This is a genomic window from Prochlorococcus sp. MIT 1307 (assembly GCF_034092395.1).
GTDB lineage: Bacteria > Cyanobacteriota > Cyanobacteriia > PCC-6307 > Cyanobiaceae > AG-363-K07.
The window spans coordinates 297,047-323,389 of sequence record NZ_CP139301.1; the positions used below are offsets into that span (position 1 = coordinate 297,047).

The window sequence follows — 26,343 nt, forward strand, 5'->3', positions numbered from 1 at the left end:
TTAAGAACACTATAAATATTCAATTTTGCTGAAATTTAAGTTGTCCTTTAACTTCCAGTTGGACTCCTGGTGATAGCAAGAGGATCTGTTCTTCAAGCTCCTGCAGGGCTGAAGGTGTTATCCAGTCAAGTTGACGAAGTATATGAAGAGCCACTGCATGCTTGGCTCGCTTTGACCCATCTTCAACCTTAATCGCAATTCCCAGTCCATCGCCTACCTTTGCCATGCATTGAATTCCTTCCGCGCCACCTTTACTTATTATTTGCAAATGTGAACGACGCATTAATTCCGTATCAAATAATCCATCACCAGAAATTAATTCTGGATGTGAAACCATTGATCTACTTATTTGTTCTAAATCTGCATGACTTGATTTACTTAAATGAGCATAAAGTACAGACATTTGTGAAAGATTTAGAAGTATCGTTGGCGCTCCACAGTCATCTCTAGCAGCTATAAATTCTTCATATGGTTGTCCTAAAAGTTCACTAACTCGCCTAAATATTTCTAATTGAAGGGGATGTTTTCCATCTAGATAATTATCTAGTGGCCATTTCATTTTTTTGCAGGTAGCTAAGAATGCGGAATGTTTTCCTGAGCAATTATGTTCAAGGGGACTTCTACAACCTTTTGGTATAGGGCATTGCAATAAATCAACATTTAAATCTGAACTCCATAGGATTTTGAATGCTTCTCTGGCATGTTTAGTACTGCCATTATGTGAACTACAACATATTGCAATTCCTTTATCTCTACATGCTATTTTTTCTGCTGTTCCACTATTTATAAAAGGCAAGGCTTGAAAAGGTTTTAATGCTGACCTTATAAATGTCAAATAATCAGCTTGACCGGCATTTAGTAAAACTCTCCCTTTCTCATCAGATACCACAGCGTGTACCCTATGAGTAGATTCCACACTAGAACCTCGATTAAGATTTACTGTTAAAGGTGCTGATCTTAAACGCTCATAACTGGCCAAACTATTTGGGATATTCATAGCAATTTATTATATAGATAGTAAATCATTAATCCACTAACAATGATTGATATTATTACTATAATTGATTGATTGATTTCGTGGATGATTGGCATTACATCATGACGTGCAATAAGTAGATCTCTTTGTCTCCACTCTATGGGCTTATCCCATTTAGCTCCATCATACCAACCAGACTTTTCATATTCTATTTTTTCAGAATAAAGTCTTTTTAGGATATATTGCCAGCTTAACCATAGTCTAATTAGAAGAATTAAAGGAAAAACAAGGCTTGCCAGGCTACTAAGTGCTAGAAGCTTAGGTATATCGCTTCTTAATTGTAAACTACCGGTTCCTAGAATCAGATTAATAGGTAACACAAGCATCCAACTTATGAATAGCTTCCTATTAAAGTGTGAGTCATTATTGATAGGCCAGGAAAAAAACCATGATTTAGACATTTCCACAAATTCTTCTATGGGTATTTGTGCTCTTGGTACAGGACAATATATATTTTCTTGGGACATGTTATAAATTATGTCTTCTCAGATGTTAGATATGAATGTTTTTCACCATTGCTCCAAAAGGATTCTAATTCGTAATATTGACGTTCGTGTGGCTGAAACACATTAATAATTAGGTCACCATAGTCTAGGAGTGCCCATTTGCCTTCATTAATACCTTCACGTCTAATTGGCACTCTATTGGCTTTTACTTTTAATTTATCTTCAACTGATTGAATAATTGCCCTTACATTAACATCTGTTAGACCTTCTGTGATTATTATCCAATCAGACAGAATAGATACTTCTGCTATACGTATTAATTGGATGTCTTTAGCCTTTTTGTCATCACATGCTTCTGCAGCTAATTCAGCAAGCTGATTACTATCCATATACATTTTCGCTTGTTACTGATTGACGTGAACCTTCTTGTTGAGCCATTTCTGCTCTCGCTTTTTCAGCACTTTTACGAAGAGCTTCTAATCTATCTTCGTAAAAAGATCTTTTTTTCTTTTTCCTTGTTTTTTCGACCATTTCCTTCAAAGCTCCTCCTAAACTTTTATATGCATTAGGAACGCTATAACCAAAGCGGCATGCCAAATCTATAGCCCTTTCATCGGCGGATATTGCATCCTGCAATCTTTTTTCTGAATTATTCTTTAGATATAAGCGATATCCAGCAAAGCCTGATAGACCGAGTGCCATCAGGAGCAACAACCCATCTTGGACCCACAATTCCCCAATAGCTCCACCTAGCCCAATAGCAAGTGCTGCCATTTCCCAGCCATCTCTTGGAATGGTGTCATTTTGAATACGGCCAACTTCATGCCAAAAAAGCATGTTCCGATGATCTTGAGCAAAGTCATCCCACTGATCTAAGTCAATTTGAATTTCAACTTCATCACGCCCAATCTCTTCGAGGGTTATTAAAGGTGGATCTACGGCTGCTGCTGCCTCCACGAACACCCAGCTTTGATTTTCTGGAGGCAGCAGCCCTTTTAGGCGCTGAAGTTCGCTCATGGTATAAAAATCTCCTGCCTAACCAAGTTAGTGGCAACTGTGATGTAGTTTCATACTTTACTTAGTACTCTGCATTCAACTACTTGTGAAGCTTGTACCAAGTGGAATTAATTTTTAAAGCTTATGCCCCGGCGTACTGATCTACGTCGAATTCTCCTGCTTGGTTCTGGTCCAATAGTGATCGGACAGGCTTGTGAATTCGATTATTCCGGAACACAGGCTTGTAAAGCTCTCAGAGCTGAGGGCTATGAGGTTGTACTTGTGAACTCCAATCCAGCCTCAATAATGACTGATCCAGAGATGGCAGATCGAACTTATGTCGAGCCATTAACTACAGATATAGTCACTCGAATAATTGAATTAGAACGACCTCAAGCCTTACTTCCAACAATGGGGGGGCAGACATCCCTCAATATTGCTGTTGATCTTGCAGAAAGCGGAATTCTAAAAAAATATGAGGTCGAATTAATAGGTGCAGATCTTTTAGCAATTAGAAAAGCTGAAGATAGATTGCTTTTTAAGCAATCTATGGAACGTATTGGAGTTAATGTTTGCCCTTCTGGCATTGCATCTTCTATAGAAGAAGCTTGTCAAGTTGGTAATGAAATAGCTAGCTTTCCTAGAATCATTCGCCCAGCCTTTACTCTGGGAGGAAGTGGAGGTGGTATTGCATATAACATTGAGGAATTTAATGCAATATGTAAGGCAGGCCTGGAGGCTAGCCCAGTTAATCAAATACTCATTGAAAAATCTTTATTAGGTTGGAAAGAGTTTGAACTTGAGGTTATGAGGGATAAGGCAGATAATGTTGTAATTATATGCAGTATTGAGAATTTTGACCCTATGGGTGTGCATACTGGAGATTCAATTACAGTTGCACCTTCTCAAACATTAACTGATAAGGAATATCAGCAGTTAAGAGATTGTTCAATAAAAATCATTAGAGAGATTGGTGTAGATACTGGTGGTAGTAATATTCAATTTGCAGTCAATCCAAGTGATGGATCTGTAGTAGTTATAGAGATGAATCCTCGGGTTAGTAGATCATCTGCGTTAGCAAGTAAAGCAACTGGATTTCCAATAGCAAAAATTGCAGCATTGTTAGCTGTAGGATATACATTGGACGAAATTATTAATGATATAACTGGAAAAACACCAGCCTGTTTTGAGCCTACAATTGACTATGTTGTGACTAAAATTCCAAGGTTTGCATTTGAAAAGTTTAAGGGTAGTTCTTCTATATTGAATACATCAATGAAATCTGTAGGAGAGGCAATGGCAATTGGAAGATGTTTTGAAGAATCATTCCAAAAAGCTATTAGATCACTTGAAACAGGACATTCCGGATGGGGATGTGACCGACCTGATAAATTATTGTCCCAGCAGGAAATTGACTTACTTTTACGATCTCCTTCTCCAGAAAGAATTATGGCAATTAGAGTTGCTATGTTACAAGGAAGAAGTAATGAAGATATACATTCACTTAGTCATATCGATCCGTGGTTTATATCTAAGTTGAGAAATTTAATAAATGTGCAAAAGAAATACCTTTCTAATAAAAAATTGAGTGATTTAAATTATGATAGCTTATTACAACTAAAACAGCTTGGTTTTTCAGATGCTCAAATCGCTTGGGCTACTAAATCAAATCAATTTGATGTGAGAAGGCTAAGAGAGGATTATTTAATCATGCCCTTATATAAAACTGTAGATACTTGCGCAGCCGAATTTGCGTCTAATACTCCTTACCATTACTCCACTTATGAAAGGACTATAAAGAGAATCACAAATGATCAAAAAATTGAACCGTTAGATATTCAAAATGAGGTCAAAGTAGAAAGCAAAAAAAAGGTTTTAATACTTGGTGGAGGACCAAATAGGATAGGACAAGGTATAGAGTTTGATTATTGTTGTTGTCACGCTTCATTTGAGGCGCAAAAGAGTAATTTCTCCACAATAATGATTAATAGTAACCCTGAAACTGTATCTACTGACTATGATACTAGTGATAGATTGTATTTTGAACCTTTAACATTAGAAGATGTTCTTAATGTTATTGAAGAGGAACAGCCAGATGGAGTAATTGTTCAATTTGGAGGGCAAACACCACTGAAACTATCGCTACCTTTGCTTAAGTGGTTGAAGGAATCAAAAATATCTGAATCTAAGACAAGAATATGGGGAACATCGCCAACTTCAATTGACCAAGCAGAAAACCGTGAACTATTTGAACAGATTTTAAGAAAACTAGATATTCGTCAGCCAAAGAACGGTATTGCAAGAACTGTTGAGGAAGCTAGAAATATTGCTAACAATATTGGTTATCCAGTTGTAGTTCGTCCTTCTTATGTTCTTGGTGGTAGAGCAATGGAAATAATTTTTGATGAAAATGAGTTAAATAGATATATATCAGAAGCCGTCAATGTAGAACCAGATCATCCTGTCTTAATTGATCAATATCTAGAAAATGCTATTGAAGTAGATGTAGATGCTCTTTGTGACTCTGAGGGTAATGTTGTGATAGGTGGGGTTATGGAGCATATTGAACCTGCTGGAATACATTCTGGAGATTCGGCATGTTGTTTGCCTACAGTCTCTCTTGGGCAGAATGCTTTAAAGACAATAAGAAGTTGGACAAAAGCATTAGCATTAGAATTGAAAGTTACTGGACTAATTAATCTTCAGTTTGCTGTACAAAGGAACAACGTTGGCACTGAACAGGTATTTATTATTGAAGCAAACCCACGAGCTTCTAGAACAGTTCCATTCGTTTCTAAAGCTACAGGGGTCCCTTTAGCGCGTATTGCAACAAGTTTGATGAGCGGAAAAACACTAACAAGTATTGGTTTAACAAAAGAACCTATCCCACCAATACAAACTGTGAAAGAAGCAGTATTACCATTTAGAAGATTTCCTGGAGCAGACAGCGTACTTGGCCCAGAAATGAGGTCCACTGGCGAAGTTATGGGATCTGCCCCAACTTTTGGTATGGCTTATGCCAAATCAGAACTAGCGGCAGGCGAGGCCTTGCCAACTACTGGTATTGTTTTTCTATCGACTCATGATCGTGATAAACCAGCGTTAGTTCCTGTTGCAAAAAGCCTTGTTCAATTAGGCTTCGGTCTGGTTGCAACGTCCGGGACTGCAAGTGCTCTCAGTCAATTTGATATAAAAGTAGAAAAGGTATTAAAGGTTCATGAAGGAAGACCTAACATTGAAGATCTAATACGATCTGGTCAGATCCAGCTGGTAATTAATACACCTATTGGCCGTCAAGCAGCACATGATGATAAATACCTTCGACGAGCAGCCTTAGATTATAGAGTGCCAATACTTACTACTTTGGCAGGTGCTCGGGCAGCAGTTGAAGCTATTTCATCACTACAAAAACAAGAACTCTCTATTTCAGCACTTCAAGATATACATAAATAAATTTAAGACTATCTAAGGATATTTATTACTTAGAAAAATTAATATATTGCTTAAATTAAACTTATTATTATTCAATGAATTATCAATATATAAGATTTAAACTTAAATTAGATTTTAATATTCCCAATTAGTTTTTCATTTGTTGTTTAGTTAGATAAATCAAAATCAGAGTAGATGTAAAATTTTTTTCAGAATTAAATAAGATTTTATATCTAGTTGCAAACCTAGTCAATCTGTGAGACTATTGTCAAAATTTTAATTCTAAGTGATTAATCTCTCTTTAATCAGTCAACACCTTCAAAATTTTGCTCAGACCCCTGGAACGATTGAACAGGCAATTAATCTCATCAATACACCTATTAATAATTTTGCCTGGGGTTGGCCTACAGTTACTCTTATTGCAATTACAGGAGTTTTATTCACACTGGGACTTGGCTTTATGCCAATTATTCGTATCCCATATGCCATAAATATTCTTCTTAGGTCCAAAACAACAAAATTAGAAAAAGGAGAAATTAGCCCTTTTCAGGCATTAATGACTTCCCTTTCAGCAACAATTGGAACTGGAAACATAGCAGGTGTAGCTGCTGCAATTGCTGTTGGTGGGCCTGGAGCAATATTTTGGATGTGGTTAATTGCCCTTTTTGGCATAGCAACCAAATATGCCGAAGCTGTCTTAGCTGTTCATTATCGAGAAGTTGATTCCCTTGGGAATCATGTTGGCGGTCCTATGTATTACATAAAAAATGGACTTGGACCTAAATGGACTTGGTTAGGTGGATTATTTGCTCTTTTTGGAATGCTGGCAGGCTTCGGAATTGGTAATGGAGTTCAGTGCTTTGAAGTTTCTAGTGCACTAGCAATTGTTGGAATTCCAAGGCTTGTAACGGGAGCTTTGCTAGGGGTGTTGGTTTTTGCTGTCATTATTGGCGGTGTAAAGCGTATTGCTAAAGCAGCATCTGCAATTGTTCCAACGATGGCTTTACTTTATATAATTGCTTGCTTGATAATTCTTCTTAATAACATCTCTTCTATTCCTGATGCATTTGCAACAATATTTGCAAATGCATTTACAGGTAAAGCAGCTGCTGGAGGTACTTTTGCACAGGTTGTTCTTATGGGTTTTAAAAGAGGAATATTTTCTAACGAAGCTGGTTTAGGTAGTGCTCCAATTGCACATGCTTCTGCAAGAACAAGCGATCCAGTAAGACAAGGGACCATTGCGATGCTTGGAACTTTTATAGATACATTAATTATTTGTACAATGACAGCTTTGGTTATTATTACTACAGGGGCTTACCAAACAGGTGCATCGGGTTCTGACCTTTCAATTGCCGCTTTTAATAGCGGAATAGAAGGAACAGGATGGGTAGTCCTTGTTGGCTTAGTTGTCTTCGCTTTTACAACAGTTTTAGGTTGGAGCCTTTATGGGGAAAGATGTGCAGAATATCTTTTTGGAGTGAAAGCTATTCTCCCATTTCGTTTTGTTTGGGTAGCTTTTGTTGTTATTGGTTCAGTTGCAGGAAACAGAGGTGTTGTTTGGGCAGTTGCAGATACATTAAATGGTCTTATGGCAATTCCAAACCTGATAGCTCTTATTCTTCTTTCAGGAACAGTATTTAAATTGTCTAGAAACTATCAATTTAATGGATAGAAATAAATAATAAAAATTATCAGGGCATTGGCGCAATGCCCTTTAATTTTTGATTTAATTGGGCGGCCATTGATTGCCGACCAACAGCTAAAACCTTTAAAGTATCTTCATGCATTCGTAATTGTGCGTCAGCAACCTGCATTCCCCTAACAAGTTCCTTTAGTTCGTCGGGCAGAGCATTTAGGTCATAACGTTTACCTTCGAAAGTCAGAATGGGTTCATTCGGTTTGGGTGCTGTATCTGACATTTCTTAAAAAAAATTTTTCCGTTTTATATTAGTTGAATAGAGTTGAAAAAAAGCTAAAATTCTTAAATCCAAATCTGTAAATTATTTCTAGGGCTTTATTGCCTTATTAGCTGCTTAGTGCAAAGTTCTTTATATCTTCCATCTCTAGCAATAAGCTCATCATGACTACCCTTATCACAGATAATACCTTTATCTAAAACAATTATTTGATCAGCTTCCTGGACTGTTGATAATCTATGTGCAATTACCAGAACAGTTCGACCCTTCATTGCTCGATTTAGGCCTAACTGTACTGACTCTTCAGCTTCTGCATCTAATGCACTGGTTGCTTCATCAAGTAGCATTACAGCAGGATTACCTAAAACTGCTCTAGCTATAGCAATTCTTTGTAACTGCCCGCCTGAAATATTAGTACCTCTTTCTTCCAATATTGTTTGATATCCATCTGATAATTCCATAATGAATTCATGTGCATTGGCAATTTTTGCTGCAGCTATGATTTTCTCCATGGACGTCTTGCGACCAAATGATATTGCATCTGAAATACTTCCTGTAAATACTGATGCTCTTTGTGGCACTAATGCCAAAGATCTTCTTATGTCTTCAGATTTAAGGTTATAAATGTCATGACCATCTAGGAATATTTGTCCATTATTAGGTCTTAAAAATCTTAGTAGGAGAGAAAAAATAGTACTTTTTCCGGCGCCTGATGGGCCAACTAAGGCTACTACTTGGCCTGGATTTATAGTTAAACTAATATTTTTTAATATTGACTTATTAGGAATATATGAAAAGCATACCCCCTTTAAAATTAATTCTCCTTTAACATTTTCTAAAATTACTGGCTCATTACAATCTTCTTCTTCACATTGCTCATTCTCGATTTCTCTAAGACGCTTTAATGAAGCCTGACCTTGTTGAAACTCATTAAAGTTAGTTGTTAAATGGCTAATAGGGTCAATTAACATTAGAAGGGCAGCGATAAAACTACTGAAGCCTTGTGAGTTCATCCCTCCACTTTGTATTCGAGCTGCTCCTATTGCGAAAACAGCTAATATGCCACTTGCCTCTATAAATCCAACAACTGGATGTTGTAGTGCTAGCAACCTCATGGTTTTATATTTTGCTAATCGGTGTAATTCGATTTGTTTATTAAATTTACTTTGCATCCATATTTCTGCGGCAAAAGCTCTAACTAATGGTATTCCTTGGATTGCTTCTCCAAGAAGTCCTGCTAATTCACTAACTTGCTTCTGACTTTTCTCTGCTGCATTCATTACTTTATTTCCAAATACACTTACTAGAATTGTGACAAGTGGCGCAAGAAAGAGAGTGGCAGTTGAAAGTTGCCAGTCTAGGATTATCATATAACTAAATACTGCAATTAACTGTAAAAAACAAGGTACAGTATCTTGTATTGTTTTATATATAACCTCTCCAACCCTATCTGCATCTTCTGTCAATCTATATGCAATATCTCCTGATGAAAGTTTTTCTAAGGAACCTAATTCTACTTTTTGCAATCTGCTAAATATTTGACTTCTCAGTTCTTGGCTGATTTTGAGTGCTGGTTGAGCTAAAAAGGTATCTTGTGCAAATTGGGCTAATTTTTGAATTAGAAAAACTAGCAGTGCAATTGTAATTACTTTAGATACATTGATAAGGTTACCTTCTCCTATGTTAGGTATTAGTTCACCAGCAAGCCTTGCTAAAATTGGCCAACAGGCTACATAGACCACCATGGAGCATCCTCCCAACAAAAGGTTTCGTTTGTGAGGTTTGAGAAGTGGAAGCAGTCTTCTAAAGCCAGCTTCGGATTGAGAAAACATTCGCTCAAACTAACAGTGTTGGAAAATCATCCCTGCTTTCAATGAAGCTTGATCAATTCTTGAAATGGGAGGGTTTAGTTTCGACAGGTGGCGAAGCTAAACATGTTATTAACACCGGCCAGGTGTCCGTTAATGGTTCAGTAGAACTTAGGCGAGGTAGGAAACTGTGCCATGGTGATCAGGTAACCCTTGGCAATATTAAGTTGATTTTTAATGAAACTGATGCTCTAGGCCGTAGGTTGGCAAGTAACGATTAGTAGAGGTGGAACGCGTGCGTAAGCCTGTTATTGCTGGAAATTGGAAAATGCACATGACCTGTGCTCAGACAAAGGATTACATGAATAGATTTCTCCCTCTTGTAGAAGCAACACCTAATGATCGACATCTGGTTATAGCACCACCATTTACCGCCTTATCGACCCTGGCTGAAACTGTTTCAGGTACAGCAGTTGAAATTTCTAGCCAGAATGTACATTGGGAGGATAAGGGAGCTTATACAGCGGAAATATCTCCTACAATGCTTACAGAGTTTCAAACGAAATATACAATTGTTGGTCATAGTGAGCCTCGCAAATATTTTAGTGAAAGTGATGAACAAATTAATAAGAGAGCTAAGTCTGCTCAATCTCATGACTTGATTCCAATTGTCTGTGTAGGTGAAACTGACGAACAGAGAGAAAGAGGGGAAGCAGAAAGAGTTATACGAAGACAAATTGAACAAGGTCTAGAAGATACAGACCCAGAAAAATTAGTAGTTGCATATGAGCCAATATGGGCTATTGGAACAGGAAAGACATGTGAAGCAAAAGAAGCAAATAGAATTTGTGGTTTAATTCGCAATTGGGTTAATTCCTCAAATTTGATTATTCAATATGGAGGTTCAGTAAAACCAGGAAATATTGACGAATTAATGGCTATGAGTGATATAGACGGTGTATTAGTTGGAGGGGCTTCACTTGAACCAGAAAGCTTTGCGAGAATTGTCAATTACCAAAATATCTAATAATCTCTGGCCGAAGGGTTGGAGAGAGGAAACATGTTTGATGGGGGTCTTGAATGTAACTCCTGATTCATTCAGTGATGGAGGCCTATATCTGGACCCTGAATTAGCTAATCGGCGGGCTTCTCAACTAATTTCTGATGGAGCAAATATAATAGATATAGGAGCCCAAAGCACTAGACCAAAATCAGAAGAAGTAGGTATTCAAGAAGAGTTAAGGCGATTAAAACCAGCTATATTAGCTATTCGTAAATCCAACCCCGAAGTTCTAATATCTGTTGATACTTTTAATTCAAAAGTTGCTGAAAAAGCATTAGATTTTGGAGCTAATTGGGTTAATGATATTAGCGGGGGGAGGCGTGATCCTAATATGTTCAGCCTGGTTGCGGAAACAAATTGTCCATTCATAATAACTCATAGTAGAGGTAATAGTTACACTATGGATAAATTAACTAATTATAGGGATATTACTAATGATGTTTGCCTAGAGTTGCTAAGATCTTCTGAAGAGGCAATTAAGGCTGGTGTTTCATCAGAACAAATAATATGGGATCCTGGACTTGGTTTTGCAAAAAATACTATTCAAAATTTAACTATAATTAGAGAATTAGAATCTATTTGTTCAAATGGGTTTCCTGTTCTTCTAGGCCCTTCAAGAAAACGTTTTATTGGAAAGGTCCTTAGTGAAAGCAATTATGAAAAAAGGATATGGGGCTCAGCAGCGATAGCTTCTAGATGTGTTCAGGCAAATGTTGCTCTAATACGTGTTCATGATGTTTTTCCTATTAAACAGACCATAAGAATGGCTAAAGAAATATTTAAACCACTAAAATAAGTAAATATTAGTTTTCCATATCGGGATTACTTACCCCTTCTATTCTATCTTCAACCTCTTGATACAACTCCTTTAATTGCTCTATATTCTCTTCAGATGTATCCCAGTAACCTCTTCCATTTACCTCCAGTAATGTACCAACAATTCTTCTGAAACTATGTGGGTTCATTTCCATAAGACGTTTCCTCATCTCGGGATCATTGATAAATGTTTCGTTTGACTCCTCGTAAACGAAATTATCTACTTGTCCGCTTGTGGCACTCCAACCTAAGGTGTAATTAAGCCTATTTGAAACCTCTCTAACCCCTTCATAACCTGAATTAAGCATTCCTTCGTACCATTTTGGGTTTAAAAGCTTTGTTCTTGAATCAAGTCTAATTGTTTCACTTAGGGATCGAACTTGAGCATTCGCTGTAGTCGTATCAGCTATATAACTACTTGGTGTCTTTCCATCATCTCTTAGATTCTTGATCAAATTTGTTGGATCAGAATCAAAGTAATGACTGACATCTGTTAATGAAATTTCTGATGAATCTAGATTTTGGAAGGTAACATCAGCAGTTTTCATTACAGATTCAAAAACCTGTCGTTTTTGATTCATCTCTCCTGGATTATCTGCATTAAATGCGTATGTTTTTCTAGATAAGTACATTTCTTGCAACTCGCCTTCTTCTTCCCAAGTTGAATTTTCAACTGCCAGATTAACATTAGAACTATAACTTCCACTAGCATTTGAAAAGACTCTGCATGCTGCTTCTCTAATACTTGTTCCTTCTTTTTGTGCTTGTTCTAAAGCGTGTTTTCTAACAAAATTACTTTCTACAGGTTCATCTGCTTCGGCTGCTAATTTTACTGCTTGATCAATAAGTGCCATTTGATTAATAAATAAATCTCTAAATACACCTGAACAATTTACAACTACATCTATTCGTGGCCTGCCTAATTCCTCTAATGTGATTAGTTCTAATTTGTTAACTCTTCCTACGGAGTCTGATTTTGGTCTAACACCTACGAACCATAGTATTTGTGCAAGTGATTCTCCATAAGTTTTAATGTTGTCTGTACCCCAAAGTACACAGGCTATTGTCTCAGGCCAGTCACCTTGTTCTTCTCTTTGGCGTTCTATTAATTTGTCTACAACTCCTTTCGCTGCAGCTACAGCTGCTGTTGTCGGAATGGATTGTGGGTCTAGTGCGTGTATATTTTTTCCACTTGGTAGTACTCCGGGGTTTCTTATTGGGTCCCCACCAGGTCCTGGTAGTACATAATCTCCATCTAATGCCTTTAAAAGGCTCTCCATTTCCTTATCTGCACATATCTGATCAAGGCAAAATCTCAAATATTCAAATAATTTGTCTAAAGATAAGGAATCTACATTTTTAAACCCTCTTCTAGTACAAGCTTTCATCCAGGGCTCTTGAAATTTAAATCCAAGCTTTTTGAGAAAATCAACAATTCTAGTAATGATATTCTTGCGCATATTGACTCTTCCATCTGTTCCAGTAAGAGAAAGAACTAAAGCACTAACTGCTTCTCGGGTTGTTTCAGTAATACTTCTATTTAGTTCAACATCTTTCAAGTCTCCAGTGTTATTACCTTTATAAATATCTTCGATATTTCTATTAATTGATTCTGCTAAAAGACCTGGTAATGAGCGTAAGCCATCTTCTTCTCTTTCAAGAGATGAAATACTAACTATAGTCGCAATAGCCTCTTCAGCTGTAGGTGGCTTACCAATTGTGTGTAAGCCACAAGGAAGCAACCGACTCTCTATTTCCATTAATTGGCTATATACAGAACCAACTACAGAATCCCGATTATCTAAATCTAGTAAAGATGCATCTTCATTTGGTAAGTTAACATCCTGATCTAAGTTACATTTACGAGCTGTTTCTATAATTGCATTTACGATTTGTACACCTCTGCCACTTTCTCGTAATTGTTGATATGAACCAACTAGTTCACTAAGTTCTTTTAGTCCCTTATAAAGCCCTGCATTTTCTGCTGGGGGAGTTAAGTAACTTATGGTTGAAGCATATCCACGCCTTTTTGCGATTGTGGCTTCTGATGGATTATTTGCCGCATAATAATAAAGATTAGGTAGTCCACCAATTAACGAATCTGGATAACATGTTTCACTCATTCCCATTTGCTTTCCAGGCATAAACTCGAGTGAACCGTGCGTTCCAAAATGGAGAACTGCATCCGCCTTCCAAACTTTTTCTATATATGTGTAATAGGCTGCAAATCCATGATGAGGGCTAGCACTACGCGAATAGAGAAGTCGCATAGGATCACCTTCATAACCAAATGTTGGTTGTACTCCTACAAATACATTGCCAAAATGTCGACCATAAATTAAGAGATGTTGCCCATCACTGTTTAGATTTCCTGGCGGTTTCCCCCAGTTTTCTTCTAATCTATCTGAATAAGTTGTAAAGCGTTCATATTCTTCCACAGTCATTCTATGAGCTATAGAAAGCTCTGGAGAACCCTCTAAAGCCTCTGGATCATTAATAAGACTTTCCATTAATGATTTTGGATCTTTAGGTAAATCATTTATTTGATAGCCTTTTCCTTTCATTTCTTGAAGGACTCTATGAATTGAACCAAATACATCTAAATAGGCAGCTGTTCCAACATTTCCTTTATCAGGAGGGAAACTAAATACTGTTATTGCTAGTTTCTTTTCAGCTCTTGGTTTAATTCTTAGTGAGGACCAGCGAATTGCTCTTTCGGCAATTGCATCTACCCTGTCTTGCAATGTATGTGCTTTCCCTGTTGCATCATCTCGACCAGATAAAACTATTGGTTCAATAGCTCCATCTAGTTCTGGTATTGCTATTTGCAAAGCCACTTGCACTGGATGAAGGCCTAAGTCACTACCCTCCCATTCTTGAGTTGTTTGGAAAACAAGTGGTAAGGCAACCATATAAGGCCTATTTAATTTTTTTAAGGACTCGATGGCCTTTGGATGATCTTGTCTGGCTGGACCCCCCACCAAAGCAAATCCAGTTAGTGATACAACACCATCAACATGTGGATTGTCTTTTACTAGTGGGTCATAGAAAAAAGCATTTACTGGTTTAGAAAAATCTAGGCCTCCACAAAATATTGGTATTACTCTTGCGCCTCTATATTCGAGCTCTTGAATAATTGCAACATAGTGAGCCTCATCGCCAGTGACAATATGACTTCTTTGAAGTACTAAACCAATTACTGGACCCTTTTTAGCCTTTTCAGATAAATCAGTTCTACTTTCATTCCAATTGAGGTACTCCTTAATATCCTCAAACATTTTTGAAGAAAGAGGATGCCAAATTCCTAGGTCTGGAAAAACTTCTGGTTCAGCAATATCTATATTTGATTCATGATTATCATTTACACCTGGGAAAACATATTTGTCTCCTAGCATCAAGAGAAAATTTCGAAGATTTTCAGGAGTACCTCCAAGCCAATATTGGAAACTAAGCATGAAACTTCGAGCATCCTGGGCTTTATCTACTGGAAGGTATTTAAGAATTGCAGGGAGAGTATTAAGAAGCTTAAGCATTGAGTCTTGGAAGCCTGATCCTCCAGCTTCCTTCCTTTTTTTCATAAAGTCGCCAATCAAGCTTTTTGTTTGACCAAGCTGAGCCATAGAAAAGCTTCCAAGCTTGTTAAGCCTCATGACTTCAGGCATTGAAGGAAATACAACCGAAGCTTTTAATCTTTCACGGTGTGGTTCTACTACCTCAACAACTTTTTGTGCCAAATCTTCTATAAAAATGAGCGAAGCTATAAATACATCTGCGACCTCAATGTCTGACTTAAAATTTTCAAAATTCTCTGTTGATCTTAATTCTTCAATTAAATATCCGTTTAATTCAACTCCTATAGGACCATTTAAGGAGTTTAGAGAATTTGCAGCTTCTGTTAGAGAATTCTGGTACTGAGGTTCAAGTACTACATAAACGACCTTCATCACAGAGCTATGTTGATGATTCTCTGCAGGGGAAACTCTGCGACTGGCGGAGCTAACCTGCGTAAACATAACGAGTCTTAAATATTTCGTACAAGCCTAAGGTTCTGCAGGCCTTAACCGCGAATATTGATCATCGCGTGTTACAAGGAGGGTTATATAACCCTTGTCTTAAAAGCTCAAAAAATTATGTCTAATGACGCCAAGCCAATTCCTGTCATTGTTGCTGGGGCTCTTGGCCGAATGGGTATTGAGGTAATTAAAGCAATCAATGCTGCAAGAGATTGTGACTTGGTTGGTGCTGTAGAAGTAGACCAAGCCAAGGAGGGGACAGATGTAGGTTTAGAGATAGGTTTAGATGCTTTAGGAGTTTGCTTAACGTCTGATCTTGAAGGATGTCTTTGCAGTAAGAGTCAAGAGGTAAAAAATGATGGCCCCAATTCCGGCGTCGTACTAGTTGACTTCACACACCCTTCAGTTGTCTATGAGCACACAAGAGCAGCTATAGCCTACGGAGTGCATCCAGTTATCGGTACAACCGGCCTAACAACAGAACAAATTAATGATCTGAGTGATTTTGCTAATAAGGCTTCCGTAGGAACCGCTGTTATACCTAACTTCTCAGTTGGTATGGTCTTACTTCAACAAGCAGCAGCCGTAGCGGCATCCTTTTATGACTATGCAGAGCTTACAGAACTGCACCATAATTTCAAGGCTGATGCTCCTAGTGGGACCTGCATCAAAACAGCAGAAATCTTAGAAGAACTAGGCAAAACATTTAATCAGAATAAGGTCGATGAACATGAATCACTAAAAGGCTGCAGAGGTGGTTTACGCGAGAGTGGGTTAAGGCTTCATTCTGTTCGTCTACCTGGTCTAGTAGCCCATCAAGAAGTCATGTTTGGTTCAAGTGGTGAGTCCTATACACTTAGGCATGACACGATTGATAGGTCTGCCTATATGCCTGGAGTTTTACTTACCATTAGAAAAGTCCGTAAACTTCAAACCTTAGTTTACGGACTTGAGAGGATTCTTTAAATTCAGCTAAATGTTATTACCTTTACGATCGGGCGAGCTTCAGAAACTTATACCAGCAGTCGCTACAGGCAATCAATTTCGTGAGGCATTAGGCAACCCTAGGAAGATTCTCCAACGTATCCTGATTTCATCGATTGGTGGAGTTATAACCTTGTTGATAAGTCAAAGTCAGGTCGCAAGTCAATTTTATTCTCTATGGTTAGTAGTAGGAGTAGTATTTTTACTATTTATATTATGGGGACCAATAGTTGAGGCAGGAAATAAAAATGCAGAACTTCGTAAATATCCTTTTGCAGCTTTATTTGACGGTCGTGTAGAAGATATCTTCACAAGAGAAAAAATAGAAAATCGTCAGGAACAAGCAAATAAAATTGGCAAACTTGAGATTGTAGAAAATCGGAGAACTTGGTTATTTTTAGAAATAGGAGATGAAGAAGGGTATTTGGGACAAGTATATTTTCCAATGGAAAAAGTTCATCAATCGATTAGAAGAGGAACTAGTATCAGATGTATTGTATTAAGTCAAAGTAGAGATTTTAAAAGTATTTCTGCAATAACTGACGCTTGGCTACCTTCTCAGAGATTATGGGTAGGAGAATACCCATATTTACTACGTCCTGCCTTTGAGGAATTGTGCAAATTCCGTTTAAGTTAAATTAACTTAATTATATATCATCTTTATCTTTTATCTAAATAAAATTATACTATTACATCAATTCTATGTAAGGTTCATATGAGCAATGTTTTAAGAGTTAGAATAGGGAAAGGTATATTATGTCTAATTAGGATTTAGTTGATTAATATGATCAAAACTTCAATTATAACAATATTAGGCTCTGGTCCTACAGGAGCCACATTAGCTTTAGCCTTAGCATGTTCAGGCTCTACAATTAATTTATACGATCCGAAACTAAAACATGAGATTGCATCAAAGAGTAGAGCATATGCTTTATCACAATCAACAAGAATTCTACTTAAACAAATCAATATATGGGATAAACTAGAACCTTATCTAATATCATTCGATAAACTATTAATTTTTGACGACGAAAATGAAAAAGAAATATTATTCAATCCAACTGATCTTGATTATGATGAACACAATGATAATAGTATTGGATGGATAATAGAACATGAAAATTTAATGAATACATTATTTACGGAGATAGATAATCTTAAACAAATTAATACACATTTTGGTCATTCACTAAATTATCAATATGATTCATCTGAATTAATCATAGCAGCTGATGGAACAAACTCAATGACAAGGAATAATTGGGGAATAGATTTATTTGGGACTTTATATAAGCAAGGTTGCATTACTGCAAAAATACTTTTTAGAGGAAGTGATATGAAGACAGCCTATGAAATATTCAGATCAGAAGGCCCACTGGCTATCCTGCCAATGGGAAATGACATATATCAAGTCATTTGGACAGCACCATTTGATTTATGTTTAACAAGAGTAGAACAAAATGAATCAAGGTTTTTAGATTCTCTTGCTTCTATTTTGCCTTATAATTTAGAACCAGACGTTCTCGTAGAGAAACCTTGTGTATTTCCAGTGAAATTATCTATTGCTAAACAATTTTATAAAGGAAAAGGTTTTTTGGTTGGTGAGTGTGCTCATTCATGCCATCCGGTTGGAGGTCAAGGCTTAAATCTCTGTTTAAGAGATGTAGAAGAATTGTCGAATCTATTAAAGAACTTTAATAAACAAAGTAGAAATTTATCTAAAATACAACATCAATACAGCGTCAATAGGTTTTTCGATATTGTTTCAGTTTTAATCATTACAGATTTATTGGTTAGAGTATTTTCAACAAGAAATCCTCTTGTAATTAAATTACGCTACTTAGTTTTGAAATTAGTTGATAGTATACCTATAATAAAAAAGGTTACACTAAAAATCATGACCTACGGACCTACAAAGACTTTTTTCTCTAATTCAGGAATCTAAGTTTTAATTATATAAATATGGTAATTACTACACACAAGCAACAACCATTTTCCGACAAACTAATAAATCACTTATTACAAAAAGTTGGTTTAAGTCAAAAAGCAATAGACTTAGGTTTACGCCAGGCAGAAATTGAACAGGCACCATTGCCTATAATGCTATGGAGTTTTGGCTTGTTAAGCATATTGCAATACCAAGAAGTTATCGATTGGCAAAGAGAGAATGATTAAATTATACGATACACTCATTTAATTGATTTTATTATTCTAATTTAATTTATTACATTTACTTAGTTATAGAAGTCAATCTTATACTTACAGACCTAATTCATCCCACTATAATAATTTTGTGACAGAAATTATTATAGTAAATAAATATCTTATGTTATCAAGTATATTTATAATTATAAAAGTTTAAGAGTAAACAATTGTGTGCACATCATTAAAAAAGCCATGACCTATTGCTTGAAAGCCCATAAGGCTGCATTATCACATGTATGAATCTAACGAAATTACACCAATTAATTCAAGCTCACAATTCATTCAACAACCTTTTTTGAAAAGCACTGAACCGACATTGAAGAATAAAGTACTTGGAAGACGTGCCTTAGAGCGTCTAGACTTGCTTTTACTGGTAATTGAAGCTCTAGATCTAAATGGTAGTCAGGGTATGCTTTGGACAAGTAATAAAATTGGTCTAAGTACACTGTTCCCTAATCAAGTAGAAATATGGAAACGTCGTTGTCATAACCCCTTAAGGAAGGCTACAAGAAGAGGTACTCTAAGCTCTACAGAGACTAATGCCTTGATTTTACTAATATGTACAATGTCTGAAAGACTTTATCCTAACCTGAGACAACTAATTTCTTCAAATGAACCAGAAATAGAAAATAAAAAGAGGTGGGATGTATTTATAGAACGTCTCAAAGATTTAATAGAAGAACGTCTAAATAGAAGACGCGGAGCTGTCCAGAAACTGCTAGAGCTTAAATCATCAGATCTAGCGGTAAGAAGATTAATATTAACATTAGCTTTCTGTGTTGGCCCTTCTGCTGTAGAAAGACTACAAATTAGCCTACTCGACACTAATTTTTAATTTATATTATGTTTAAACTAAATTACCGATATGATCATAATTCTGCTCGTTTAATTATTGAAGGATTACCTGATATTTCACTTAGTCAAAATTCAGATAATATAGGAATACTATCAACATGGCAGCTTCAATTAATTGGAGTAACTAGTATTCTTGAAGGAAAAAGAGAACATCTCGAATCACTTATGTCTGTAGTTCTCTTATATGCACGATATTCTATATCCGGGATAAGAAAAGAATTTGGCGGCCCTAATAGCCCTGTTACCATAGCCCCTACTGACGAAGGTCATCTAATTCTTCTTAGAAGTAGTAAGGAGGGTATAAAACCATTAAAGATTAGTTTAGATGATGCCTCTCTAGCAGATTTAATAAGATGTCTTGATGACCTTATTAATGATCAGCGAGTAAAAATCAAATGGAATATCCCTAAATATGAAACACTTAGATATAGGGAGAAAGTTGAAAGAAAACCCCTAATAAATATAGTTCTAACACCTATACTTGGACTTAGCTCACTATTATTTGTGGCTTTTATTCTTTCCAATATTCAAACTCCTGAAATTTTTTATAAAAACGAATCAAAAAATAATGTTAGAAATGAATTGATAAACAGATAAAAGCCAATAGTAGAACCCCCCGTCTATTGTTAAATTATTTCTATAGCATGATTATAGTTGAAATAACTATTTAATCTGCTAAAGTAAATTAACTTATTGTTATACTCAATCAATTCATTTACTGCCAACTTTCCTTCTTTATGACGCCATATAAAATTACAAGAAAAAGCTCTGAAAATAGAAAAGTTTTTAGAAAAAATAAATCGAATAAAAAGATCTCGTTATCGAGACAGTTTATAGAAGCATTATTAATGCTATTAATTGGAGGCTATATCTTAAATGCATTTAATCAAATCCCAAATAGAGATGAATGGCTTACAATAATTTCAAACTCCTGGCATAGGATAATTACAATATTGGTAGACTCATTTGATTTGCTCAAGATTTTGATTGTAACAATTTCAATTTTAATAGGAATTCTAATGGGCTTGATATTGCTAATAGGAGGCATAATACGAATTTTCAAATTGATAATATTCTTCTTTAGACATAAGTAATTGTAAAAATAGAAATTTAAGTAATTCAAAATTGCATATATGTAAAGTACATTTATTTTATTATTTAAACTTTATTTTTTAACTTATGCTTACTTCCAAATTTTTTGTTATCATTTTAAAAAATCAGATAATACCTAGATTAAACTAAGATGAAAACAACAAAAAGACTCTTACGAATCGATAAGAATCAAAACAATCATTACTCAACATCATCTGCCTGGATTGCATTCTTATTTTCTCTTTATGGATTAACTCTTCTCTATATATATTATTCACCTTTTTGGATCGTACTAAGTATATCCTTTATTTCAACATTCATTACTTTGGTTGCAGGGATACAAAATTTTTTAAAGTTATTTAACCTAAATAGTATTATCTTACCTTATAGAGCTTATATTATTAATTTCTTATCACTAGGATTTTTTCTACTAGCAACCTATGGTTTTATCCAATTTTTAACTTTTATCCCTTTAAGGGATAAAAGTATTCTTTTACTCCCCGCCATTGGTTGCATTTTTATATTTGGAGGTGCTGCTATAGGGATATACAAGGATTCAGATGAGTAATGAAAATACAACAAATAATATTAGGCTTTTTATATTACTAATATATACCATACTAATGTGACATTTGATGTGATTTACTGTTCCTTAACCTTAAGATATCTTTCAAAATAATACCATGAACTAAATTAATGAAAAATAACCTCAATTAGCAATATTATTAGTATATACATGGATCTAATTAATTATGCCTCTGACTATTGTCAAGTTTAGCTCAGAAGATTGTGGCACATGTCATCGTATGAGTCATTACGATTCCCTTGTTAGTGAAGAACTTGGATGTCTATTTATCAATGTTATGCTTCAAGATACTGAAAATTATAGGAAATATAGAAAGATACTATTAGAAAAATACCCCAACAAGGAGGGTATGGGTTGGCCTACTTACATTATTGTTAATAATCCTGATAGTAATTATACAATATTAGGTGACTTAAAAGGAGGAATGTCCAAAGGAGATTTTCGTAATCGTTTATCTAATTTATTAGATGAATACAATAAGAATTAAAATTTCAAATTTATACTTATTTCCAATTAAATAATATTTCAAAGCTTAAATAGATTTTAATTTAATTAAAGATTCTTAAGTTTAAACTTTATCACATAAATTTTTTATGTGATTAGATACTGATTTTATTTTTTATAAGCTTATAACATCGTCATCCCTTTCTCTTATGTTATTAATTTTCTGTTGCTTGTTAAATCCACTTGAGTCTGGTATTTGATCGTTCATTAATGTTATCCATTCTACCAATTGATCTAGTTGTTTATCTACGGTTAATATACCTAGGCCTCGAGCAACTACCCTTGATTGATTAGAACCTGTATTTTGGTATATCAGCCTAGTTTGTAAATGTTTAGGTAGCCCTTTACGTAATAACATAAACGCAGGTTCCTGCATAGTAGTTTCTAATACGAGGTTATTATTTTCTTGTTTTACTCTGGAAAAACCTGTTTTCTTTGTTAGTAACTTTAATTTCATTAAATCTAATAAGGTTTCTACTGGTCCAGGTAATTGACCATAACGATCTGACCATGTTGTAGCCAATTCAACTAGTGATTCAGAACTATTGCATTCAGTAGCCAGTCTGTATGCTGCTATCTTTTCATCGTTATTTACGATCCAGTCTGAAGGAATGAATGCGGTTAAGGTCAAATCTATTTGCGTTTCCTCCACAATAGGTATATCTTGACCTTGTATCTCACTTAGTGCTTCTTGTAAGAGTTCCATGTAGAGATCGAAACCTATGACTTCCATTTGACCGCTTTGCTCTACTCCAAGTAGGTTTCCTACACCCCGAATTTCCATATCTCTCATTGCTAATTGATATCCACTTCCCAATTCAGCAAATTCTTGTATAGCTCTTAGTCTTTGACGAGATGAATCATTTAATGCAGAGCTGGATGGATAGAAAATCCAAGCATGTGCTTGGATACCACTGCGTCCTACACGACCTCTTAATTGATATAATTGAGACAAACCAAACTTATGACCATCCTCTATTAATATTGTATTAACACGTGGAATATCTAATCCACTTTCGATAATTGTTGTACATAACATAAGATCAGCTTCTCCAGAATTGAAAGCAACCATAGAATTTTCTAATTCTCCTTCATCCATCTGTCCATGGGCCACTAGAAGATTTAATTTAGGTACCATTTTCTTTAGTCTTTCTGCAACGTCGTTTATACCTTCAACCCTAGGTACTACATAAAATATCTGCCCGCCTCGGTCTAATTCCTGACAAATAGCACTACGTATAGCTTCATCATTATATGGAGAGAGATGAGTCTTAATTGGCCTTCTGAGTGGTGGCGGTGTTGTTATTAAACTCATTTCTCTAATACCGGAAAGACTCATATAAAGAGTACGTGGTATTGGAGTTGCTGAAAGTGTAAGAACATCTACATCCTTTTTTAAATTTTTTATCTTTTCCTTTTGATTTACTCCAAACCTTTGCTCTTCGTCTATTACTAGAAGGCCCAATCCTTTGAATTTTATCTTTGTTGATAAAACTTGATGAGTTCCTATTAATGCATCTATTTTTCCATCATTTAGCTCACTAATAATAACCTTCTTCTCTGCGTTCGATCTGAATCGATTTAGAAGTGATACTTTTATTGGATAGGGAGCAAATCGTTCGGATATGGTTCTCCAATGTTGCTGTGCTAAAACTGTTGTTGGGGCAAGCAGTGCTACTTGCTTCCCAGCAGTAATAGCCTTAAATATTGCACGTACAGCGACTTCTGTTTTGCCAAAACCAACATCTCCGCAGACTAGTCTATCCATTGGCTGCTTTCGTTCCATATCCTTTTTCACTTCAAAAACTGCTTTCTTTTGATCTGTAGTGGGCTCATATGGGAATGAGTCTTCTAATTCTGTTTGCCAAGGACCATCCTTTGGAAAGGCAAAACCTTCTGCCTTACTTCTTTCTGCATACAGTTTAACCAGGTCAAATGCAACTTTTTTTAGATGTTTCTTTGCTCGCTCTTTAACTTTTAACCAAGCACTTCCTCCCATTTTATTAATTTTTGGCTTCTTCCCATCAGTTGCTCGATATCTACCAAGACTTCCTAGTTGGTCAGCTGCAACACTAAGAGTTCCATCAGAGTACTGTACTACTAAATAATCTCTTATTTCTCCAGAAATTGCATGTTTTTCTAATTTAAGAAATTGACCTATTCCATGATTTCTATGCACTACATAATCTCCAGCTTTCATTTTATTAGGATTTACAGCTATACTTTCAGCCGCCCGTCTTCTTCTTATGTAACCAGTAGAAAGAATACTTTGCTGACCAAAAAATTCTTTGTCGGTTAATATTACTATTTTCCATGCAGGCATTACTAATCCCTCAATATCACTATTAGATGAAATCTTTAATGCTACAGGTGTCCTTTGCTCTAGAAGTCGAGAAATTGCCTGCTGATCCTTGTTATTTGGTATATATTGAACAGTACAATCATGTTCTTCTAGCAGAGTGACTGTCCTACTAGGTTGTGCTGATAGGATCCAAACAAGATATTTTTCTTTCGTGAATTTCTTAATCTGTTCAGATATTTTAGAAAACTGATTAGGAACAAAAGATATACTTCTATTGGATAAATCGAAGGAATTAGTATGCCCAACCGATTCATTAAGTTCACTTAAGTCAAATCCTGAAAATTTATTTATAAGTTCAAAATTCGAATTGATATCCCTATGCATTCTTCCAGAATATTTGACTTTAGAGTCAATTGATTTATTTATCTTTGAAGAAATTAACTCATTAAAGGAATCCCTTGTATAACTTAGCCACTGGTTACCATGTGCTATACATTGATCTTTTTCATCTACTACTATACAAGTTTCCGTTGAGATGTAGTCAAGTAATGAAGATGGTTCATCCCATGCTAAGCCCATAACCTTTCGCAAACCTTTTGGTGAATTACCTTCTAGTATCTCTTCTAAAATTTCATCGTCTAATAATTGCTCAAGTTCGCAAGGAAATTCTTTTCTAAGTTGATCAGCAATTAAAGTGTTAAAGTTAGTTGGAGTTAAACAAATATCATTAATTTCTTGCAATGACTTTTGTGTAATAGGGTCAAACTCTCTTAACTTATCAACTTCTTCTCCAAATAATTCTAACCTTACTGGAAGTTCATTACTAACTGGGTAAACATCTATTATGTCTCCTCTTCGTGCCCATGATCCCTCTTGGTCAATTGTATTTAAACGATTATAACCTAATTTTGAAAGTTCTAAAGATAGATTTTCTAGATCAATTTCATCGCCCTTTTTTATAGTTAAGAAACAAGATAAAAGCTCTTTTGAAGGTGGAAGGTGAGGTTGAAGACTTCTTTCTGTTGCTACAATAGCAAGTGAGGAATTTTTATAACTAGAGTGAAGATCACTTAATACTTGAAGTTGACCCCAGATTATTTCAGATGATGTTTCATTTGATTCATATGGTGAACCTTCACTTGTTGGATATATGTGATTAGTTTTCCAGCCTATCAACTGTAGTAAAGAGAACCATCTTGAGGCCTCTTCTAGAGTAGGAACTATTACCAATAATGGTTTAGATTTGGATTTAGCTATAGCTGAACTGATTAGAGCTCTAACAGCCCTACTTGCTCCACTTAGTAGCAATCTATTAGATCTACTTGTACGCTCTATTAATTCCTCAGTAATGATTGATTTCTGAAGTTGTAACATTACTGATTCAAGAGGCATGTTTAGTATCGCTCCATTTTTATTTGCCTATCAATGAGGATAGTATGTTGCTTGTGAGATGTGGTCTTTATAATTGAATGCCTACATTGTCTCATGATTAGAGACTTTAGATCTTAGAAGCAAATTGAAATGTTCTAATTGTTCATTATTTAAGTGCTGCCTGCTTGTTACATTCATATTGACTGACAAAAATTCTCTGGCCATAGATGTGTTCCATTTCAATTGTTTTATTAAGCTATCAGACTCTTCTAAAAGTGCTAAATGAGCTTTTGGTTTTGGTGTTTCATCATTTATATTGCTTTGATTAGTATCACGTAAAGCATTTAGATATTGTACAAGATCATGATAATTTGTAATTCTGGCTCTATCGATAAAACCAAATTTCTCCTTAATAAATTTATTTTCCTGGTTTCTATCCCATTTTAATCTTGATAGTTCCATGTCAATATCAGTTAGTTCCTTACTCCATTCTTCTGGTTCACCTTCAACTTCTTTTGTTGTTGTTAAAAAATTATCTACATTTTTCCCGTTATTAAAAATAATATTTTTTTCGTCTTTATTGACTGTAGGGTTATTATTTTCACCATCATTATTCTTTATAGTGTCTTTATTTGGATGAATTTCTTGTTCTATAGTTAATTCTAAATAATATTCTTCTAACTTATTTCCTAATTTGATACGTTTAAAAATCCTTTTAATAGCATTATCTTCTGCTATATAAGTAGTTGAACCTTCTCCCAATGCACTACCAAGAGGACATTCTCCATCCCACGCTATGGCTCTGACTATGGTCTTATGCTCTTCTGTGTGGCAAAGTTCTGACTGGATCCTAATCACAACACTTTTAGTATCCCTTTGTAACCTTAATTATCAGACATTTTTTTGACCAACCGA

General features: G+C 35.5%; 21 protein-coding genes. 12 read left to right on the forward strand and 9 right to left on the reverse strand.

What is annotated here, in order from left to right; translation table 11 throughout:
* Positions 1-19: 19 nt before the first annotated feature.
* From SOI82_RS01675 to SOI82_RS01690, 4 genes are read right to left on the reverse strand one after another with little or no spacing between them, the layout of a single operon-like run.
* Complete coding sequence (locus SOI82_RS01675) at positions 20-997, reverse strand: asparaginase (RefSeq protein WP_320667661.1); 978 nt, start codon at positions 995-997, stop codon at positions 20-22.
* Positions 994-1,503, reverse strand: a complete 510-nt coding sequence (locus SOI82_RS01680; RefSeq protein WP_320667662.1) for a CGLD27 family protein — start codon at positions 1,501-1,503, stop codon at positions 994-996. Before SOI82_RS01680 ends, SOI82_RS01675 begins: the two co-directional genes overlap by 4 nt.
* A gap of 8 nt (positions 1,504-1,511) precedes the next feature.
* Positions 1,512-1,871, reverse strand: coding sequence for a ribosome silencing factor (rsfS, locus tag SOI82_RS01685; RefSeq protein WP_320667663.1), 360 nt, complete (start codon positions 1,869-1,871; stop codon positions 1,512-1,514).
* The gene (locus SOI82_RS01690; protein ID WP_320667664.1) at positions 1,864-2,499 is read right to left on the reverse strand and encodes a DUF3318 domain-containing protein; all 636 of its coding nucleotides are present in this window, start codon (positions 2,497-2,499) and stop codon (positions 1,864-1,866) included. Before SOI82_RS01690 ends, rsfS begins: the two co-directional genes overlap by 8 nt.
* 123 nt (positions 2,500-2,622) lie before the next feature.
* Here SOI82_RS01690 and carB point away from each other — a divergent pair, with 123 nt between their 5' ends.
* Complete coding sequence (gene carB / locus SOI82_RS01695; protein WP_320667665.1) at positions 2,623-5,931, forward strand: carbamoyl-phosphate synthase large subunit; 3,309 nt, start codon at positions 2,623-2,625, stop codon at positions 5,929-5,931.
* Between the two features lie 325 nt (positions 5,932-6,256).
* Complete coding sequence (locus SOI82_RS01700) at positions 6,257-7,585, forward strand: sodium:alanine symporter family protein (protein WP_320668447.1); 1,329 nt, start codon at positions 6,257-6,259, stop codon at positions 7,583-7,585.
* A 19-nt stretch (positions 7,586-7,604) separates the two neighbouring features.
* Here the strand turns inward: SOI82_RS01700 and SOI82_RS01705 are convergent, their stop codons facing one another.
* Both SOI82_RS01705 and SOI82_RS01710 read right to left on the reverse strand, forming a co-directional pair.
* Positions 7,605-7,832, reverse strand: coding sequence for a DUF6447 family protein (locus SOI82_RS01705; protein WP_320667666.1), 228 nt, complete (start codon positions 7,830-7,832; stop codon positions 7,605-7,607).
* Positions 7,833-7,927: 95 nt separating this feature from the next.
* Positions 7,928-9,661: an ABC transporter ATP-binding protein gene (locus SOI82_RS01710; protein ID WP_320667667.1), complete on the reverse strand. Its 1,734-nt coding sequence runs from the start codon at positions 9,659-9,661 to the stop codon at positions 7,928-7,930.
* Positions 9,662-9,702: 41 nt separating this feature from the next.
* Here SOI82_RS01710 and SOI82_RS01715 point away from each other — a divergent pair, with 41 nt between their 5' ends.
* The 3 genes from SOI82_RS01715 to folP are packed head-to-tail and all read left to right on the forward strand — an operon-like array spanning position 9,703 to position 11,496.
* The gene (locus SOI82_RS01715; protein WP_320667668.1) at positions 9,703-9,918 is read left to right on the forward strand and encodes an RNA-binding S4 domain-containing protein; all 216 of its coding nucleotides are present in this window, start codon (positions 9,703-9,705) and stop codon (positions 9,916-9,918) included.
* A 14-nt stretch (positions 9,919-9,932) separates the two neighbouring features.
* Positions 9,933-10,664, forward strand: a complete 732-nt coding sequence (gene tpiA, locus SOI82_RS01720; protein WP_320667669.1) for a triose-phosphate isomerase — start codon at positions 9,933-9,935, stop codon at positions 10,662-10,664.
* The gene (folP, locus tag SOI82_RS01725; RefSeq protein WP_320667670.1) at positions 10,618-11,496 is read left to right on the forward strand and encodes a dihydropteroate synthase; all 879 of its coding nucleotides are present in this window, start codon (positions 10,618-10,620) and stop codon (positions 11,494-11,496) included. The genes tpiA and folP overlap by 47 nt, the downstream gene beginning before the upstream one ends.
* A gap of 7 nt (positions 11,497-11,503) precedes the next feature.
* On the opposite strand, the gene SOI82_RS01730 is transcribed toward folP, so the two are convergent.
* Positions 11,504-15,529, reverse strand: coding sequence for a magnesium chelatase subunit H (locus SOI82_RS01730; RefSeq protein ID WP_320667671.1), 4,026 nt, complete (start codon positions 15,527-15,529; stop codon positions 11,504-11,506).
* A 117-nt stretch (positions 15,530-15,646) separates the two neighbouring features.
* Between SOI82_RS01730 and dapB the strand changes: the two genes are divergently transcribed.
* The 7 genes from dapB (at position 15,647) to SOI82_RS01765 (ending at position 21,738) form a co-directional block, all read left to right on the forward strand.
* Positions 15,647-16,495 carry a 4-hydroxy-tetrahydrodipicolinate reductase gene (dapB, locus tag SOI82_RS01735; RefSeq protein WP_320667672.1) on the forward strand — a complete coding sequence of 283 codons (849 nt, stop codon included), beginning with the start codon at positions 15,647-15,649 and terminating at the stop codon, positions 16,493-16,495.
* Between the two features lie 10 nt (positions 16,496-16,505).
* Positions 16,506-17,150: a hypothetical protein gene (locus tag SOI82_RS01740; RefSeq protein ID WP_320667673.1), complete on the forward strand. Its 645-nt coding sequence runs from the start codon at positions 16,506-16,508 to the stop codon at positions 17,148-17,150.
* 147 nt (positions 17,151-17,297) lie between these two features.
* Entirely contained in the window at positions 17,298-18,458 is a 1,161-nt protein-coding gene (locus SOI82_RS01745) for an FAD-dependent monooxygenase (protein ID WP_320667674.1), read from the forward strand.
* A gap of 17 nt (positions 18,459-18,475) precedes the next feature.
* Complete coding sequence (locus SOI82_RS01750) at positions 18,476-18,688, forward strand: DUF2949 domain-containing protein (protein WP_320667675.1); 213 nt, start codon at positions 18,476-18,478, stop codon at positions 18,686-18,688.
* 262 nt (positions 18,689-18,950) lie between these two features.
* On the forward strand, positions 18,951-19,553 hold the full coding sequence (locus SOI82_RS01755; protein ID WP_320667676.1) for a DUF3038 domain-containing protein: 603 nt from the start codon (positions 18,951-18,953) through the stop codon (positions 19,551-19,553).
* Between the two features lie 8 nt (positions 19,554-19,561).
* Positions 19,562-20,170 (forward strand): DUF4335 domain-containing protein, encoded by a 609-nt coding sequence (locus SOI82_RS01760; RefSeq protein ID WP_320667677.1) that lies wholly within the window; start codon positions 19,562-19,564, stop codon positions 20,168-20,170.
* A 1,247-nt stretch (positions 20,171-21,417) separates the two neighbouring features.
* Positions 21,418-21,738: a thioredoxin family protein gene (locus SOI82_RS01765; protein ID WP_320667678.1), complete on the forward strand. Its 321-nt coding sequence runs from the start codon at positions 21,418-21,420 to the stop codon at positions 21,736-21,738.
* Between the two features lie 132 nt (positions 21,739-21,870).
* Here the strand turns inward: SOI82_RS01765 and mfd are convergent, their stop codons facing one another.
* Positions 21,871-25,449, reverse strand: coding sequence for a transcription-repair coupling factor (gene mfd / locus SOI82_RS01770; RefSeq protein ID WP_320667679.1), 3,579 nt, complete (start codon positions 25,447-25,449; stop codon positions 21,871-21,873).
* A gap of 81 nt (positions 25,450-25,530) precedes the next feature.
* A complete protein-coding gene (locus SOI82_RS01775) occupies positions 25,531-26,286 on the reverse strand; it encodes a hypothetical protein (RefSeq protein WP_320667680.1) in 756 nt (251 codons plus the stop codon).
* Positions 26,287-26,343 lie beyond the last annotated feature (57 nt).